General features: G+C 42.1%; 12 protein-coding genes and 1 tRNA gene. 3 read left to right on the forward strand and 10 right to left on the reverse strand.

The genetic code is table 11. The features are described from left to right. Window positions 1–26: 26 nt before the first annotated feature. The 10 genes from AC23P2_RS01055 to AC23P2_RS01100 all read right to left on the reverse strand — a co-directional run bounded on the left by AC23P2_RS01055 (window position 27) and on the right by AC23P2_RS01100 (window position 12,613). The gene (locus tag AC23P2_RS01055; protein ID WP_183972066.1) at window positions 27–1,136 is read right to left on the reverse strand and encodes a cytochrome c oxidase subunit II; all 1,110 of its coding nucleotides are present in this window, start codon (window positions 1,134–1,136) and stop codon (window positions 27–29) included. Between the two features lie 66 nt (window positions 1,137–1,202). After that, on the reverse strand, window positions 1,203–2,519 hold the full coding sequence (locus AC23P2_RS01060; protein WP_487771476.1) for a quinol:cytochrome C oxidoreductase: 1,317 nt from the start codon (window positions 2,517–2,519) through the stop codon (window positions 1,203–1,205). Between the two features lie 104 nt (window positions 2,520–2,623). Further along, window positions 2,624–3,214 (reverse strand): c-type cytochrome, encoded by a 591-nt coding sequence (locus AC23P2_RS01065; RefSeq protein ID WP_084332209.1) that lies wholly within the window; start codon window positions 3,212–3,214, stop codon window positions 2,624–2,626. Window positions 3,215–3,229: 15 nt separating this feature from the next. Further along, window positions 3,230–3,757, reverse strand: a complete 528-nt coding sequence (locus AC23P2_RS01070; protein WP_122932271.1) for a DUF3341 domain-containing protein — start codon at window positions 3,755–3,757, stop codon at window positions 3,230–3,232. A gap of 50 nt (window positions 3,758–3,807) precedes the next feature. Then, entirely contained in the window at window positions 3,808–5,235 is a 1,428-nt protein-coding gene (gene nrfD, locus AC23P2_RS01075) for an NrfD/PsrC family molybdoenzyme membrane anchor subunit (RefSeq protein WP_122932272.1), read from the reverse strand. A gap of 110 nt (window positions 5,236–5,345) precedes the next feature. Continuing rightward, window positions 5,346–8,435, reverse strand: coding sequence for a TAT-variant-translocated molybdopterin oxidoreductase (locus AC23P2_RS01080; protein ID WP_487771477.1), 3,090 nt, complete (start codon window positions 8,433–8,435; stop codon window positions 5,346–5,348). 42 nt (window positions 8,436–8,477) lie between these two features. After that, the gene (locus AC23P2_RS01085; protein WP_487771478.1) at window positions 8,478–9,704 is read right to left on the reverse strand and encodes a c-type cytochrome; all 1,227 of its coding nucleotides are present in this window, start codon (window positions 9,702–9,704) and stop codon (window positions 8,478–8,480) included. Window positions 9,705–9,971: 267 nt separating this feature from the next. Next, a tRNA-Cys gene (locus AC23P2_RS01090) sits at window positions 9,972–10,042 on the reverse strand. 110 nt (window positions 10,043–10,152) lie between these two features. Continuing rightward, window positions 10,153–11,973: a 30S ribosomal protein S1 gene (rpsA, locus tag AC23P2_RS01095; protein ID WP_183972070.1), complete on the reverse strand. Its 1,821-nt coding sequence runs from the start codon at window positions 11,971–11,973 to the stop codon at window positions 10,153–10,155. Between the two features lie 127 nt (window positions 11,974–12,100). After that, window positions 12,101–12,613, reverse strand: a complete 513-nt coding sequence (locus AC23P2_RS01100; RefSeq protein ID WP_028524162.1) for an HNH endonuclease — start codon at window positions 12,611–12,613, stop codon at window positions 12,101–12,103. Between the two features lie 195 nt (window positions 12,614–12,808). Between AC23P2_RS01100 and AC23P2_RS01105 the strand changes: the two genes are divergently transcribed. From AC23P2_RS01105 to AC23P2_RS01115, 3 genes are all read left to right on the forward strand, one after another. Continuing rightward, complete coding sequence (locus AC23P2_RS01105; protein WP_028524161.1) at window positions 12,809–13,426, forward strand: TetR/AcrR family transcriptional regulator; 618 nt, start codon at window positions 12,809–12,811, stop codon at window positions 13,424–13,426. A 72-nt stretch (window positions 13,427–13,498) separates the two neighbouring features. Beyond that, window positions 13,499–14,866, forward strand: a complete 1,368-nt coding sequence (locus AC23P2_RS01110; protein WP_487771479.1) for a TolC family protein — start codon at window positions 13,499–13,501, stop codon at window positions 14,864–14,866. 19 nt (window positions 14,867–14,885) lie between these two features. Next, window positions 14,886–15,953, forward strand: a complete 1,068-nt coding sequence (locus AC23P2_RS01115) for an efflux RND transporter periplasmic adaptor subunit (protein WP_487771480.1) — start codon at window positions 14,886–14,888, stop codon at window positions 15,951–15,953. The last annotated feature ends 6 nt before the right edge of the window (window positions 15,954–15,959 follow it).

Genomic DNA, 15,959 nt, shown 5'->3' on the forward strand with positions numbered 1-15,959 from the left:
TTTAGATTTTAAAGTTATAATTTCTATTAACGCATCGATGCACTTGCAGCCGCAGCCGAACCTGTAGAAGCAGTGGTACTATCAGCTTCTTCTACGTAAGGAGCATAATTCATTGCCTTTGCACGCAATTTCTCAGGGATTTTAGAGATAAACTTAGGGTTTGCCTCCAAAATAGTCGATAGCAAAGGTTTTTGTTGTTGTTTCCAAGCATCAGCAGAAGCCTTGTCTTCAACAATCAGGCGCAAGCGCATTGCAAAGTGACCACGTCCACATACCTCCGTACATGCAACTTCGTAATCGAAATTAGGATTGTTTAATTCTGCACGCATTTGCTCCGTTGACTTATCTGGAATAAACCAAAATTTTGTTGGCATACCAGGAACTGCATCCATTTTAACACGCATGTGAGGAATATACACACTGTGCAAAACGTCACGAGCACGGATTTTCAACAAGACAGGCTTACCTACTTCCACGTGCATTTCACTTGGATTGATAAAGTCGTCCATTGATGCTTCGTCTGAATAATCAACGCCCATTTCGTTATCTGAAGTGATTAACTTGTAGTTATAGGCTCCAAGCTTATTGTCCTGAACACCTCCATAACGAACAATCCAACCAAACTGTTTTCCCATAATTTCGACCACCTGAGAATCAGCTGGAGCATCGGCCATAATTTTAGTCCATGAACGGAATCCTAAAAATACCAATGATGCCATGATTACGGCAGGAATTGCAGTCCAAATCAACTCCAACTTGTGGTTTTCAGGGTAAAAAGTAGCTTTATAGCCTTTTTTGTACTGATATTTCCAAGAGAAGAAGAAAAGCAAAAAGTTTACGATAAAGAACGCAATCGTTAACAAACCCATATCAAGCCAAAATTGGCTATCTGTTTCCCGACCATGTGGGGAAGACGCTTCTGGCAAAAAAGCATCTCTCGATGCGAGGTAAGACCATACCATTGCTACTGAACCTGCAACCAAAAACACCATCCAAAGTGCGGCATTGACTTTGTTGTTTGGTACAGGAGCATCACTTTCTGATTGAGTACTACCCATTACCTTTTGCAATTTTGCTGCTACGGCTATTGCAATTCCAAGCAGCACAACCAGTAGTAATCCAACTAAATAAATCATTGTTATTGTGTCGTTTTATATTGATTTAGAGATTTTGCTAGTTACGACAAAATCAATTTCTACAAATTACGCAACATCATGGTGAAGAGACTCCTCTAACATTGGATGGTTGCGAGGGATTAGATTGCCTTTCGTCAACTGAGTTGAAACTGACCAAATAAACGCACAAGCAAACAATAAAATAAAGCCAAACTCAACAGGCCCAAAACCAGCATGTTCGCCTACCGTACCTGGCATGATGTTGGTATAAAAATCGAAGTAGTGACCTACAAGGATTGACCAACAAGCGATTTTCAAAATCAATGGCGTACGCTTCGAATCCCTTGTCATTAAAACTAGGAAAGGGGTAACAAAGTTTAAGAAAAGATTGATGAAAAATGGTGCTTTAAAAATACCACCATAACCACTAAAACGCTCACGGTAGTAGATAGCTTCTTCTGGAAGGTTAGCATAGTAGATAAGCAAGAACTGCTCAAACCAAACGTATGTCCAGAAAATAGAGAAGGCAAAACAGAATTTACCTAAGTCGTGTAGATGGCTTTCGTTTACTGCTTTCAAATAGCCACGCTCTTTCAACATAACAATGGTAAGCGTCATTGTTGCCAAACCTGCTACGTGCCAACTAGCGAGTGTGTACCATCCAAACATGGTTGAGAACCAGTGAGTATCGATTGCCATCACAAAATCCCAAGCTGAAGTAGATGAAGTTACACCAAAAACTAGCAAGAACGCCGTTCCGAATTTGATGGCTTTTTCATAATTCTCAGTTCCACCAATTTCGTCTTCTTGAAGCGACAAATTTCTCAATACTTTCCACAAGCCATACCACAAACCGAAATACAATACGAGGCGGATGAAATAAAATGGTTTGTTCAAAAATCCTTTTTTACCTGCGATGATGGCATCGTAGTGTGGACTATTGGGATCCATAATACCTTCGTGCATCCAGTGGAATAATTTATCTCCAAAGCCTACAGCAAGCACCAAAATAATAATAGCTGGTACTGGCAAGAATGCAGGCATTGCCTCTGGGATTCTTCTAAATACGGCCGACCAACCCGCCTGAGCAAGGTTATTATAAGCTAAGAAGAATAAGCCAATGACAGAAATACCAGCAAAATAGACGCTATTTACCCAAAGGTTAGAAATGATACGTTGTGACCAGTGGTAAGCGTGTTCGGCATGGTCGTGTGCATGTTCAGCAGCATGACCCGCAGCCCCATGAGCTTCGTGCCCATGTCCACCACCTTGAGATAACATATATGCTCCGATCAATACCAGCGCAGCGCCAATACCCATCCCAATGAGCAAATTGCGTTTTGATTCGGCGGTAAATTCAAATTGTTCTTCGACAGAAACAACTTCGTGATGATGTGCGCCCATTATAAATCTTTATCTTTAAGTTGTTGTTGGTTATCGCAGCGGCGAACCGCTAACTTGTTCGTAATTAGCGGTTTGCCGCTTCGGTTTATTACAGTAACTTAGTACTAGCCTTTCTGTAATTTATGAATATAGTGAGCAATTTTCCAACGCTCTTCGGGAGTCACTTGTGAACCATGTGCCCACATGCGACCTTTTCCGTGCGTAATTACGTGGAAAATATGTCCATCATTCATATTGAGGTAAGCATCTGCTTTGTAATTAGGTACCCCTTTGTACATGTCAGCTACTGGGCCATCTCCTGCCCCTGTTTCACCATGGCAGTGTTGGCAATATCTGCCATATAGTGCTTTTCCTTCTGCAAGTGTTTTTGCAGTATTTGGAACAGGGTTTTTCAAAACGGCTTCCGCAGTAGCGAGCTCATCTTTACCGATGTGGTAAATCATCAAGTCCACGCTTGAGCTGTCAAATTGAGTTTTGTAGTTACGGCGAGATACCGTTCCTGCTACAGGCTCACGCATGTTTTTACCATCAGCATTGATGGGGTTTTTCTCAATTTGGGTATATGGCTCATAACCAACCGAGTTGTACATGTTAGGAGCATATTCTAAACCTGCATCATCGTGACCACGTTGGCAAGAACTCAAAGCAGCGACGACAGCAAACGTACCAGCAATTAATGTATTAATTTTTTTCATCTTCATTTAAAAACATTAAACCTGTTTAACACTCACCTCTTCTGCTCCTGAAGCTTTTACCAAACTAGCGATTTCAGCTTCTGACATTTTGTTTTTGCTTAGGTCAATCGCCATCACAAATTTATTGTCAGTACAACGTGGGTCAAACAAAAGTGGCTCAACGGTTGGCCCTAATCCATTTGACAGGAAAAAGGTAATTGTCATACCAAAAGCCGTAAAAAGTACCGTAAGCTCAAACATAATTGGAATGTAGTTTGGAAAAGAAAGGGGATCCTTTCCACCAATTACCATCGGCCAATCGATTCCCATTGTCCAAGTAGTCAACGTAATTGCGCATAAAAACCCAGTCAAACCAAAGCAAAATGCCGCAATACCGATACGAGTCCGTGGGTGGCCAATTGCTATGTCCATTCCGTGAATAGCAAAAGGTGAATACACTTCGTAGATTTTCACCCCAGCGCTTTTAATTTTATTTACTGCGGCGAGTGCTACGTCATCATCGTCATAAACACCTACCAAAAACTTCTTATTTGCGTCCGTCATTGTTGTCTCAATTATTTTTTGAAAACTCAATTTTAACTTCCCTTACTCTCTTATTCTGCATCTTTTTTGTAGGCAGGAGAAGCTAATCTGTCTGCTTTAGAAACGCCTGCGATTTTTTTGGGCAATTGCTCAGAAGTTGTCCGCAATACACCCTTCACCTCTGCCATGTTGATTACTGGCAAATACTTAGAGAACAATAAGAAAAGAGTGCCAAACAAACCAAATGAGAAGATATAGTCACCGATGTCAAACATTGTTGGTGAAAACATTGCCCAGCTCGACGGAATATAGTCGCGGTGAAGTGACGTCACAATAATTACGAAACGCTCAAACCACATACCGATGTTTACAATAACGGAAATGAAGAACGTCCATTTAACACTACGACGAAGTGAACGTGACCAGAAAAGCTGTGGAGAGATTACGTTACACGTCATCATCGCCCAGTATGCCCACCAGTATGGCCCCGTAGCACGGTTGATAAATGCGTAGCTTTCATACTCAACGCCTGAATACCAAGCGATAAAGAACTCAGTCAAATAAGCTACCCCCACAATCGAACCCGTCAACGTGATGATTTTGTTCATCATTTCGATGTGCTCAAATGTGATATAATCTTCCAACTTATATACGACACGAGCGATAAGCATCAAGTTTTGTACCATGGCAAAACCAGAGAAAATCGCACCAGCTACGAAGTAAGGAGGGAAGATGGTCGTGTGCCAACCAGGAATAACCGAGGTTGCAAAGTCCATGGATACAATCGTGTGTACTGAAAGTACGAGTGGTGTTGACAAACCAGCCAAGATTAAGCTGATGTACTCGTAACGTGCCCAAGTTTTGGCTGAACCATTCCAGCCCATTGCCAATGTACCATAAATAAATTTAGATACTTTGTTTTGAGCGCGGTCACGGATAGTAGCCAAATCAGGCACAAGACCTACATACCAGAACAAACAAGATACTGAAAAGTACGTTGAAATCGCGAATACGTCCCAAACCAATGGAGAGTTGAAGTTAACCCACAATGATCCGAATGTGTTTGGCAAAGGCAAAGCCCAGTGCGCCATCCACGGACGGCCCATGTGCATCAAGATAAACGAAGCCGCACAAATAACGGCGAAAATCGTCATCGCTTCAGCAGCACGGTTGATAGAAGTTCTCCATTTTTGACGGAACAACAACAAGATTGCGGAGATAAGTGTACCAGCGTGACCGATACCTACCCACCATACGAAGTTGGTAATGTCCCATGCCCAACCTACAGTTTTATTAAGGCCCCAAACGCCCAAACCTTCCCACCAAGTCCAGAAGAGACAGCAAGTACCATACAGTAAAACCACAACAGAAATGGCAAATGCTATTTTCCACTCTTTGGTTGGTTTACCTTCCACCTGCTTGCAGATATCCTCTGTTACGTCAGCGTACGTCTTGCCACCTGTTACAAGAGGGGTTCTTACGGGTGAAGTAACGTGCATATTTTTAAGAGTTAATAGTTATTTTATTGATTTTTCTCTATGTATTTTGACAAAATAGCTCGACTATTTTATCGAGAGCCACTGCTCCGAAAAGCAGTGGCTTTGATTTATTAGTGACCTCCGTGCTCAGCATGTTGGTGCCCTTCGTGAGCCGTAGCTTTAGAAGTATCCACATCTTTGTTACGAATCTTAGTCAAGTAAGAAATCTGCGGTTTGACGTTGATTTCATCCAACATTTGGAATGCACGTCCTTCTTTCTCTTCTGCCAACAACTTAGAGATACGGCTGCTTGGATCATTCATATCACCAAACACAATCGCTTCTGTTGGGCATGATTGCGAACATGCTACTTCAATTTCTCCGTCAATTGGACGACGACGCTCTTTCTTCGCATTCAACTTACCTTCTTGGATACGTTGCACACACATTGAGCATTTTTCAATAACCCCGCGCGAACGTACAGTTACGTCTGGGTTGATGACCATTTTACCAAGGTCGTTATTGAAGTGATAATCGAATTTATCGTTATCGAAGTACTTAAACCAGTTGAAGCGACGTACTTTGTATGGGCAGTTGTTTGCACAATAACGTGTACCTACACAACGGTTATAAGCCATTTGGTTCAAACCTTCTGTGCTGTGGGTTGTGGCCAATACTGGACAAACCGTCTCACAAGGAGCGTTTCCACAGTGCTGACACATCAACGGCTGGAATGTTACTTCTGGGTTTTCAGAGGCAACTTCCAAACCACTCAAATCATCCACTGGTGCATCGCTGCTGTAATAGCGGTCGATACGAATCCAGTGCATTTCACGGCGGTTGATTACTTCTTGGCGGCCAACTACCGAAACGTTATTTTCTGCTTGGCAGCTAATTACGCACGCACCACAACCTGTACATGAGTTAAGGTCAATCGCCAATCCCCAAGAATGGTTTGGTTTTTCATAACCATTCCACAATGAAATTTCTCCTGGTGCTTTCACCCCTTCTGAAGTAACAACGTGCGGGAAGTAACGACCTGCTTTGCTATCTTTTTGATACTCAGCAAGACGAGCTTCTTGAAGCACCGACTTACGCGCCATTACGGTGTCGTGAGTCTGTGTTTGCGCAACTTTGTGTGTATTTCCAGTTTTAGTTAGGGTACCTTCACCTGCACTGAAGCTAACAGCTCCGCCTTTCAGTTGAGCCAGAGGATATACATTTACCCCTACACCATTACCTGCTTTTCCAGCTTTCTCGCGACCGTACCCAATCGCAATAGCGACGGTTCCGTTGGCTTGACCTGGCTGAATTACGACTGGTAATTCAACAGATTTACCTTTTATTTCTACCTTAACAACGTCGTCTTGCGCTATTCCTAGTTCTTTTGCTGTTTTTTGAGAAACACATGCGTAGTTATCCCAGCAAGCTTTTGTGATTGGATCTGGGAACTCTTGCAACCAAGGGTTGTTGGCTAATGCCCCTGTTCCCATTCCTACCTTTTCATAAAGAACCACTTCAAGGCCAGAAGCATTTGCTTTGTATGCACCGTTGATTGCAGCGACTGCGGCTTCTACACCTGCCACTGTTCCAGCACCACTAGCTGCTACGGCTCCTTTTTCATAAACACCGTCATGCAATGCTTTTGTCCAAGCATTTTCAAAATCTGCCCCACCAATTACGTTGGCTTTCCAGTAGTTACGCAAATAAGCGTAAAAGTCAGGATTCAAACCAGCCCATTTCAATAAGCTTGATTGTGCTTGGCGCGTTTTGTAAATCAGTGAAATGGCAGGTTGCTGTAAGCTATAGAATCCAGCAACTGGTTGTGCATCACCCCAGCTTTCTAAATAATGAGGAGCAGGTGCGATGTATTTGCAAAGTGAAGATGTTTCATCGGCACGATCAGCAAATGAAACCGAAAGCGCTACTTTAGAAAGTCCTTCTTTCAATTCAGCTCCACGTGGATGATCATAGACAGGGTTGCAACCGTAGAAAATCACGGCGCTTACTGAACCACCTTTTACTTCATCAATCAACGTGTTCATGGCAGCGTCATCTCCTTGACGGAAGTACGCTGGTGTGCCCAAATCAATCGTAGCGCCATACGAACCAAGTGTTTGGTTAATAGCATTTACTACAACTTGAACACTCGCATCGTTTGAGCCAGATACGACCAACGAAGCCCCTTGAGCAGCTTTTAATTCTCTCGCTGCTTTATCAAGCATTTTGTCAACCTCAGCACCTAACGAAGCGCTTCCGTTGCCAGTAATCTTATTATATAACGCCAACGCTACAAGACCTTCTTGTGAAGGTTTGATGGCTGTGCGATAGTCAGCGTTTGAACCAGTAAGTGACAATGTTGTCTCAAACTGGAAGTGACGCGACATTGATTTATTTCCGCCTTTTGCACTGCTTATTTTACGGCCTTTGGCATATTGGGTTGAGAACGCATCTGGAGCAACCCAAGTACCTAAAAAGTCGCAACTTAAACCTACAATTACTTTTGCTTTACTAAAATCATACGATGGCAATATTGCTTTGCCAAAAGACTCAGCGTTCGCTTTGATTAAGCCAGATGCTGAATTTACATCGTAAGAAATGTGTTTTGTTGTAGGATATTTTGCAGCAAAGTCGCCGATAACAGCTTTTGTTGAAGGGCTTAAAATGGTAGAAGAAACGATACGAATCTGTCCGCCTTTTGCCAATTGAGCTGAGATTTCTTTGTCAATTACATCCCAGTCAGCATCAGCATCCCCTTTTTTAGGGCCTTTCAATTTTTCAATATCGTATAACGCCAACAAAGAGGCATGTGCGCGAGCACTAACCCCTCCTCTGCTTACACTCGATTGTTTGTTCCCTTCAATTTTGACTGGACGTCCTTCGCGAGTTTTTACTAGAATACTAGCATAATCTCCGCCCTCAGCGTACGTCGATGCGTACCAATCTGCGATAGTCGGGAAGGTATCTACTGGCTTGTTGAGATAAGGAACAGCTTTTCTTATGGGAGCTTCACACGCAGCCAACGACACGGCAGCAACGCCAAATCCCAGCACTTTCAAGAAATCGCGACGGTCTGAACCAATACCATCGACGATGCTCTTGTTTTCACTGGAATTAGTAGGTTCAAAGCTACCAAATTCGTTATGGGCGTTTTTTACAAAAGTCTCATCATTCCGAAGCTCCTCTAGTCCTTTCCAATACCTCTTCGTTTGGTTTTCCATATATTTATGAATGTAGATTCTGGATTCTTATATTTTCTAGTTCTAGTAGTGACACTTTGAACATTCCAAGCCGCCAATATCAGCCACTTTCAATGGCTTATCGCTTTTCTCAGCATGAAGCTGAACTAGCTTGTCATAATAGGCGTTTTCTTTTGTGTTAACGTCTGTCTTGCGGTGACAGTCGATACACCAACCCATTGTCAAGGTTGAACGTTGTTGAACAACCTCCATCGTTTGGATTTCACCGTGGCACTGCTGACACTGAAGACCACCCACGTTTACGTGTTGGGCGTGGTTAAAATACGCCAAATCAGGTAGGTTGTGAACACGTACCCACTGGATTGGCTTGTTTTCCTCGATAGCCGAGTAAATTTTTTGAATTTCAGGAGATTCTTTTTTGATAACTCCATGGCAGTTCATACAAATGTTTGCCGAAGGAATTGTCGCAGACTTACCACGGTTAACCCCTGTGTGGCAGTAGTTACAGTCAATTTTATATTGACCTGCGTGCAGTTTGTGCGAGAAAGCGATTGGTTGCTTTGGAGCGTATCCTTGTTGGATACCTACGCCATACAAGCCATCAAGGGTAGCTTTCGTCACCATCAATACAAAGAACCATACTGTTGCACTGCGGATAGCTGAGTTTTTGCTCATGGCTACCAAACCGTTACGAAGTTTGTCGCCAAAAGAACCGCCATCACCAGCACCTACTTCTCCGCTCACTGCTTTTGAGAGAATAGATACAATTGCCAGCAATACTCCAAGAACAAGTAGCATCACTAATAATAATGCAACCAAAATGTACGTAAACAAATCAGACGACTCAGCTGCTGCTCCACCCGCTGCCGCAGTAGCACCCGCCGCTGCAGGAGCTGCCGCCACTGCTGTATTTGCTTTTTCAATGTAAGCTACGATGTCTTTTACTTCCGTCTCACCAAATGCTGGGAAGGCAGTCATCTGCGCTTTGTTGAATTTGTTGTACAAAGCAACTGCATATTCGTCACCTGACTGGATTACTCCGTTCGGGTTTTTTACCCACTTAACAAGCCAAGCTAAGTCCCGACGTTTCTGAATGTCTTTCAATCCTGGCCCGACGACTACTTCGTCTTTTGCTGAGTGACAAGCTTTACAGTTGTTATTAAATAGTGATTCGCCATTGGCTGCATCACCATCTTGAGCTACTGCACTGAATCCAACAGTAGTCAACATTGCTACTACTAATAGCCGACTGATGTTGCGCATTTTTTTGAAAAATAAACTACTCTTCATTCGTGTATGAATTAACAAAAACATGATACTTCTTGACCCTACAAAAGTAATGCACTAATAGGTACGTGCCAAAGTATTTCTATTCTTAATTTGCAATAATTTAATTATTTAGACTTCTTCTAATTAAAGAGCAGAACCCACCTAAAACCTAATTTTATTCTGTATTTGAGGAAAAACAGGTAGAATTAAAAACAAAAATACCATTCAGCTTGTGAAATGGTTATCATAGCTGAATGGTACTTTTTTTTAGAAATATGTATTTTAGTGAGGTCCCGAGCGGATTCGAACCGCTGTACGAGCTTTTGCAGAGCTCTGCCTAGCCACTCGGCCACAGGACCAAAAACACTTGGATAATGTGTTAGATAAATACTAAACTTTGTTAAAAGTGTTAGCGAAATCGCTAACTCATATCCAAGTGCAAATATAGTGTTTTATTTTGAATAATTCACTATTCAGCGTCTGTTTCGTTTGAAACTTTCTTAGAAGTAGTCGATTTTTTCTTTTTTTCGCCTTCTTCTAATTGTTCTTTCAATGCCGAAAGTGCCTCAAGGTCACCTAGTGTAGCTTTCTCTGCGTCTTTTGCTTTTTCAACCTTAGCAGGTTTCGCCGCTTTCTCTTCTACTTTAGGCTCTTCTTTATCTTGCCAAGTTTTGGCGTGAGAAAGAACGATGCGTTTTTCTTCTTTCAAGAACTCAGTTACTTTGAAATCAAGTGACTCACCTACTTCCGCAACCGAACCATCTTCTTTAGCAAGGTTTTTCAACACTGCAACGCCTTCGATACCGTAAGGTAATTCGAGCGTAGCTACTTTGTCACCTTTACCAACGACAGTACACTTGTGAACTGAACCTACTGCGAATACTGATTCAAAAGTATCCCATGGGTTTTCTTCAAGGTGTTTGTGGCTCAAAGACAAACGACGGTTATCAGCGTCAAGTTCAAGTACCATTACTTCAAGTTCTTCACCAACTTTGATGAAATCACTTGGGTGCTTGATTTTCTTTGTCCATGAAAGGTCAGATACGTGAACTAGACCGTCGATACCCTCTTCCAATTCAAGGAAAAGACCAAAGTTAGTCAAGTTACGAACTACACCTTTGTGTTTTGAACCAACTGCATATTTCTCGATGATTTCTTGGCGTGTCCAAGGATCAGCGGTCAATTGTTTCAAGCCAAGAGACATTTTACGCTCGTTGCGATCCAATGTCAATACAACTGCTTCTACTTCGTCACCGATTTTCAAGAAATCTTGTGGGTTACGTAGGTGTTGTGACCACGACATTTCTGAAACGTGAATCAAACCTTCTACGCCTGGCATGATTTCAAGGAAAGCACCGTAGTCAGCTACGTTTACTACTTTACCTTTTACTTTCGAGCCAACTTCAACCTCGGTAGAAAGTGCTTCCCAAGGATGAGGCTGGAGTTGCTTCATACCAAGTGAAATACGCTTCTTATCTTCGTCGAAGTCAAGTACTACTACGTTGATTTTTTGGTCAAGGCTCAACAAATCCGAAGGATCGTTGATACGTCCCCAAGAAATATCTGTAATGTGCAACAAACCATCAACACCACCCAAGTCGATGAACACACCGAACTTAGTCATGTTTTTAATTACACCCTCAAGTACTTGACCGCGCTCAAGGTTTGTAAGGATAAGTTGACGTTGTGCTTCAAGGTCTTTCTCGATAAGAACTTTGTGAGACACGACCACGTTGTTGTTAGCGTGGTTGATTTTCACAACTTTCACTTCCATTTTCTTACCTACGAAGATGTCGAAGTCACGAATTGGCTTAACGTCAATTTGTGAACCTGGCAAGAAGGCTTCGATACCGTAGATATCCACGATAAGACCACCTTTTGTACGACGCTTCACAAAACCATCGATAACCAAATCCTCGTCGAATGACTTTTGGATGTTATCCCAAGCTGTAATAACGCGTGCTTTTTTGCGAGAAAGAACCAACTGACCGTTAGGGTCTTCTTGGTTTTCGATATATACTTCAATTTCGTCGCCGATTTTCAAATCCGACAAATCGCGGAATTCTGAACGCGGTACGATACCGTCCGATTTTGAACCAATATTCAAAATCACTTCGCGGTCATTCATACCGACCACGACACCTTTAACTACTTCTTTTTCGGCGACGGGTGCAAGAGTCCCGTTAATCAATTGTTCTAGCTGGGCTTTTTCAGCTACTGAGTAACCGCTACCAAAGCCACGGTTATCAATTCTATCCCAATCAAAATCAGCTAATTGAGCTTTACTCATGATAAGTTTTAAAATTGCCTTTTGTACATCAACCTATCGGCATTTAGGTTGAAATTTGGTGAAACAAACGTCCGCCTTTTGCAAAACGGAGTGCAAAGGTAGATGTTTTCCAAAAAAAATGCAATTTTTAATACACCTTTTCTCTCTTTGTTAGGAAAGGCATCCATGATTCTTCTACAGCCCCAGAATAATCGCGCAAAAATAGCACAAATGAAGGTTTAAAGGGTCGATGACGCATGGGCATGGAAGCTTCTTCCGGGGTGCAATCCCCTTTTTTGGCATTACAGCGCTTGCAGGCCGTAGCCAGATTTTCCCAGCTTGTTCGCCCTCCCCTAGATTTTGGCATCACGTGGTCTAACGTAAGGTCTTCCGTCGAACTACAATATACACACCGATGCCCATCACGTTTGAAAATATTTTGCCGCGTGAGCATCACGCCTTTGTAGGGAAGATTAATGTAACGGTTGAGGCGAATAACTGTTGGCAGCGGAAATGAAGTGCTTACAGTATGTAATTGAAACACCGAAGATGCAGCAACCAATTCGGCCTTGTCTAAATAGACGAGTAAAAAGGCTTTAGGAACCGAACAAATGCCTAAAGCGGAGTAATCTTGATTCAAAATTAAGACTTTCCTACCCATACCGACATCAAGTTTTTTAGGTTTTCGCAATATAAAAAAATATAAGGTAATAATCTCTCTTTCAGCCAATATCTTAACATAATCTTCTTACGAGAAAACTTTTCAGAGCAGGTTTGGAACAAAATTATAAACACCTATTGTTTACTAAACACTGTTCAGTAAATTGCAATATCAATCAAACATTTATTCTATTTCATGGGAATACTAGAGCGAAAAGAACGAGAGAGAGAAGACATGCGACGACTCATTTTGAACGCCGCACGGGAGCTTTTTTTGGAGCAAGGGTATGAAAAAACAAGTATTAGAAATATCGCAGACGTCATAGAATACAGTCCAGCCACCATTTATCTATACTATAAAGACAAAAACGAATTATTTTTTGCCCTCCATGAAGAAGCGTTCTTAAAACTGATGGAGGAACTCAGTTCGCTACAAACCATCCAAGACTCCTTTGCACGCTTGATTGAAATGGGGCATCGGTACATCAAGTTTGCCGTCGAAAATCCTGAGTTATATGACCTTATGTTTATCATGAAAGCCCCCATTGAAGCCTTAGCTTGTCGCGATGAGGTGTGGGAAGATGGACTAAAATCGTTCGGATTACTCAAATGGGCGATTCAAGAATGTGTAACGGCGGGTTATTTTAAAAATACGGATATTGAGGTTTCGGCTATTACTATTTGGTCTTATATGCACGGTTTGGTATCTATTTACTTAAAAAACCGCATGAGCATGTTTCAAGACAACCAACAATTGCAACGAATGCAGCAGTCGTTTGTGCTGTTTACTAAAATGATTAAAGAGACCCTTTAATAACGTAAGATTAGACACTCGACTAAATTCGTTTTTTTGCCTATTATCTGAACACTGTTTATTAAATAATATATGATTAGAACTATTCACCTGTGGTTACTGATTCTTTGTAGTTTAGGAGCAGTAGCCCAACAATCGGCCATTTTGGAAACGTACATACAAGAAGGCTTACAAAACAACCTTTCACTCAAACAAGAAGGGCTTGAAATCCAAAAAGTGAATGAAGCCATCGTACAAGCTAAATCACTTTTTTATCCAAAAGTGAGCTTCAATCCCACTTACTCCTTGGCCGCAGGTGGGCGTCGGTTGGCCTTTCCTGTGGGAGACTTGCTGAATCCAGTTTATAACACTCTCAACCAGCTCACGCAAACCAACAATTTTCCCCAGGTGGAAAATGTCAATGAGTTGCTGGCTCCTAATCATTTTCATGATACTAAATTGAGTTTCCAATACTCAATTTACAACCCTGAAATTCAGTACAATTACCTGATTCAGAAAACGTTGCTATCCGCGCAAGAGGCGCGTAAACGCGTTGTAGAAAATGAGCTAAAATACACGATTGAAACGGCCTATTTTCAGTATTTACAGTCGCAGGAGGCTTTGCAGATTTTTGATAACGCCAAGAAAACCCTCCAAGAACTTGTACGGCTCAACCAAAAGCTTGTTTCTAATAATGTGGTTACCAAAGATGCCGTGGTAGGTGCTGAATATGAGCTAAGCAAACTCGAACAGCAAGCAATTGTGGCCGCGAAAAACTCAAACGTAGCCAAAGCCTATTTTAATTTTTTGCTCAATCGCGAGCTCGGAAGCGATATTAAAATCGATTCATTGCTTTTAGCAGCTAATCAAAAGCAATTCATTGCACCCTCCCCTGCTCTAAGTTCCTTGACTAGCTTAGCCACTCAAAATCGTCAAGAATTAAAACAGCTTGCTCAATCTATTTTAGCTTCACAAACTGCCATTACACTCCACGAAAAGGCAGCAAAACGACCGTCCGTTTTTATTGGCGGGAACAGTGGTTTTCAAGGATTTGGCTATAAATTTTCGGGACAAGCTTACCTTGTAACTCAAATAGGTTTGCAATGGGATATATTTAAAGGATACGAGCGAAAATCAAAAATTCAACAGGCTAAGATTCAAACGGAGTTGTTAAAAACAAAGCAATCTGAAGTTGAAAAACAGATTGAACTCCAAACGACGCAGGCTTATTTTGAGCTTCAAGCCGCCAAAGAATCGATGAAATCATTGGCCGACGGTGTCCGTAAAGCCGAACAGTATTTCAAAGTCATCGACAGTCGATATCGTAATGGCAATGTCCTACTTATTGAATACGTCAAAGCCCAAAGCGAATTGCTCAACGCCCAATTACAAGAATCTTTGGCACAGTTTGATATACTTTCTAAACAAGCTACTCTCAATAAAATCACAGCCATCAACTAACTAACCTACTTCTTTGACTATGAACTCTTTACATAACACATTTCGCTTAGTAAGTAGCTCATTATTATTTAGTTTGCTTCTTATAAGTTGCCAAAAAAAAGACGAAACCCAACAAAAAAACCCTGAAACAGATGAGGTATTGGTGCCCGTCTCGCTCACTAAAATTGACCAAGCTACCCGTTCTGAAAGTATTGTTGCGTCTGGGTTGGTTGCCTCGTCAGAAGAAGCGAGATTGTCGTTTAAAATTGGCGGAATAATCCAAAAAATATATGTGACCGAAGGCCAAAGGGTGAGCAAAGGCCAACTTCTCGCTTCGCTTAATACTACTGAAATCGACGCGCAAGTGAATCAGGCCAAATACGGCGTTGAAAAATCTGAACGAGACTTTAAGCGCGTCGAAAACATGTTAAAGGACACCGCCGCCACGCTGGAGCAAATGCAAAACGTGACAACTGCCCTTGACATTGCCAAACAGAATCTCCAAATCGCTCAGTTTAACCGTTCCTACGCCCAAATCATTTCGCCCATCGATGGCGCGGTTGTCAAGAAAATGGGTAACGAAGGTGAATTGACGGGGCCTGGGACACCTATTTTTTACATTACGTCCAATCGTCAGGGTGACTGGGTGGTGCGTGTGGGAGTTTCAGACAAAGATTGGGCGCGCTTAAAAGTAGGTGACAAAGCCAATGTGCAGCTTGATGCCTACCCCTCCGAAGCATTTTCTGGCAGCATTACCAAACTCGCCCCTGCCGCCGACCCCATGAATAAGTTGTACGAAATTGAAGTGAGAATTGCGCCCAAAGGAAAGCGTTTGGCCACAGGACTTTTTGCCAAAGTTGAATTAAAACCCGTCCAAAGTCGCACTTATACTGTTGTGCCACTAGAAGCAATTGTGGAAGGAAATGGCAAAGAAGCTTTCATTTATGTGTTGGATGAAACCCGCAAAAAAGTGAAGCGTTTGCCTGTGCAAATTGGCTTTGTGGACGGCGATAAAGTTTTGATTACAAATGGTTTAGAAGGCATTTCAGAAGTAATCACTTCTGGTAGTGCTTTCCTAACTGAGTCCTCTACCGTGATTGTAAAATAACCATTG

The sequence above is a fragment of the Runella sp. R0.1_18 genome, assembly GCF_057652155.1.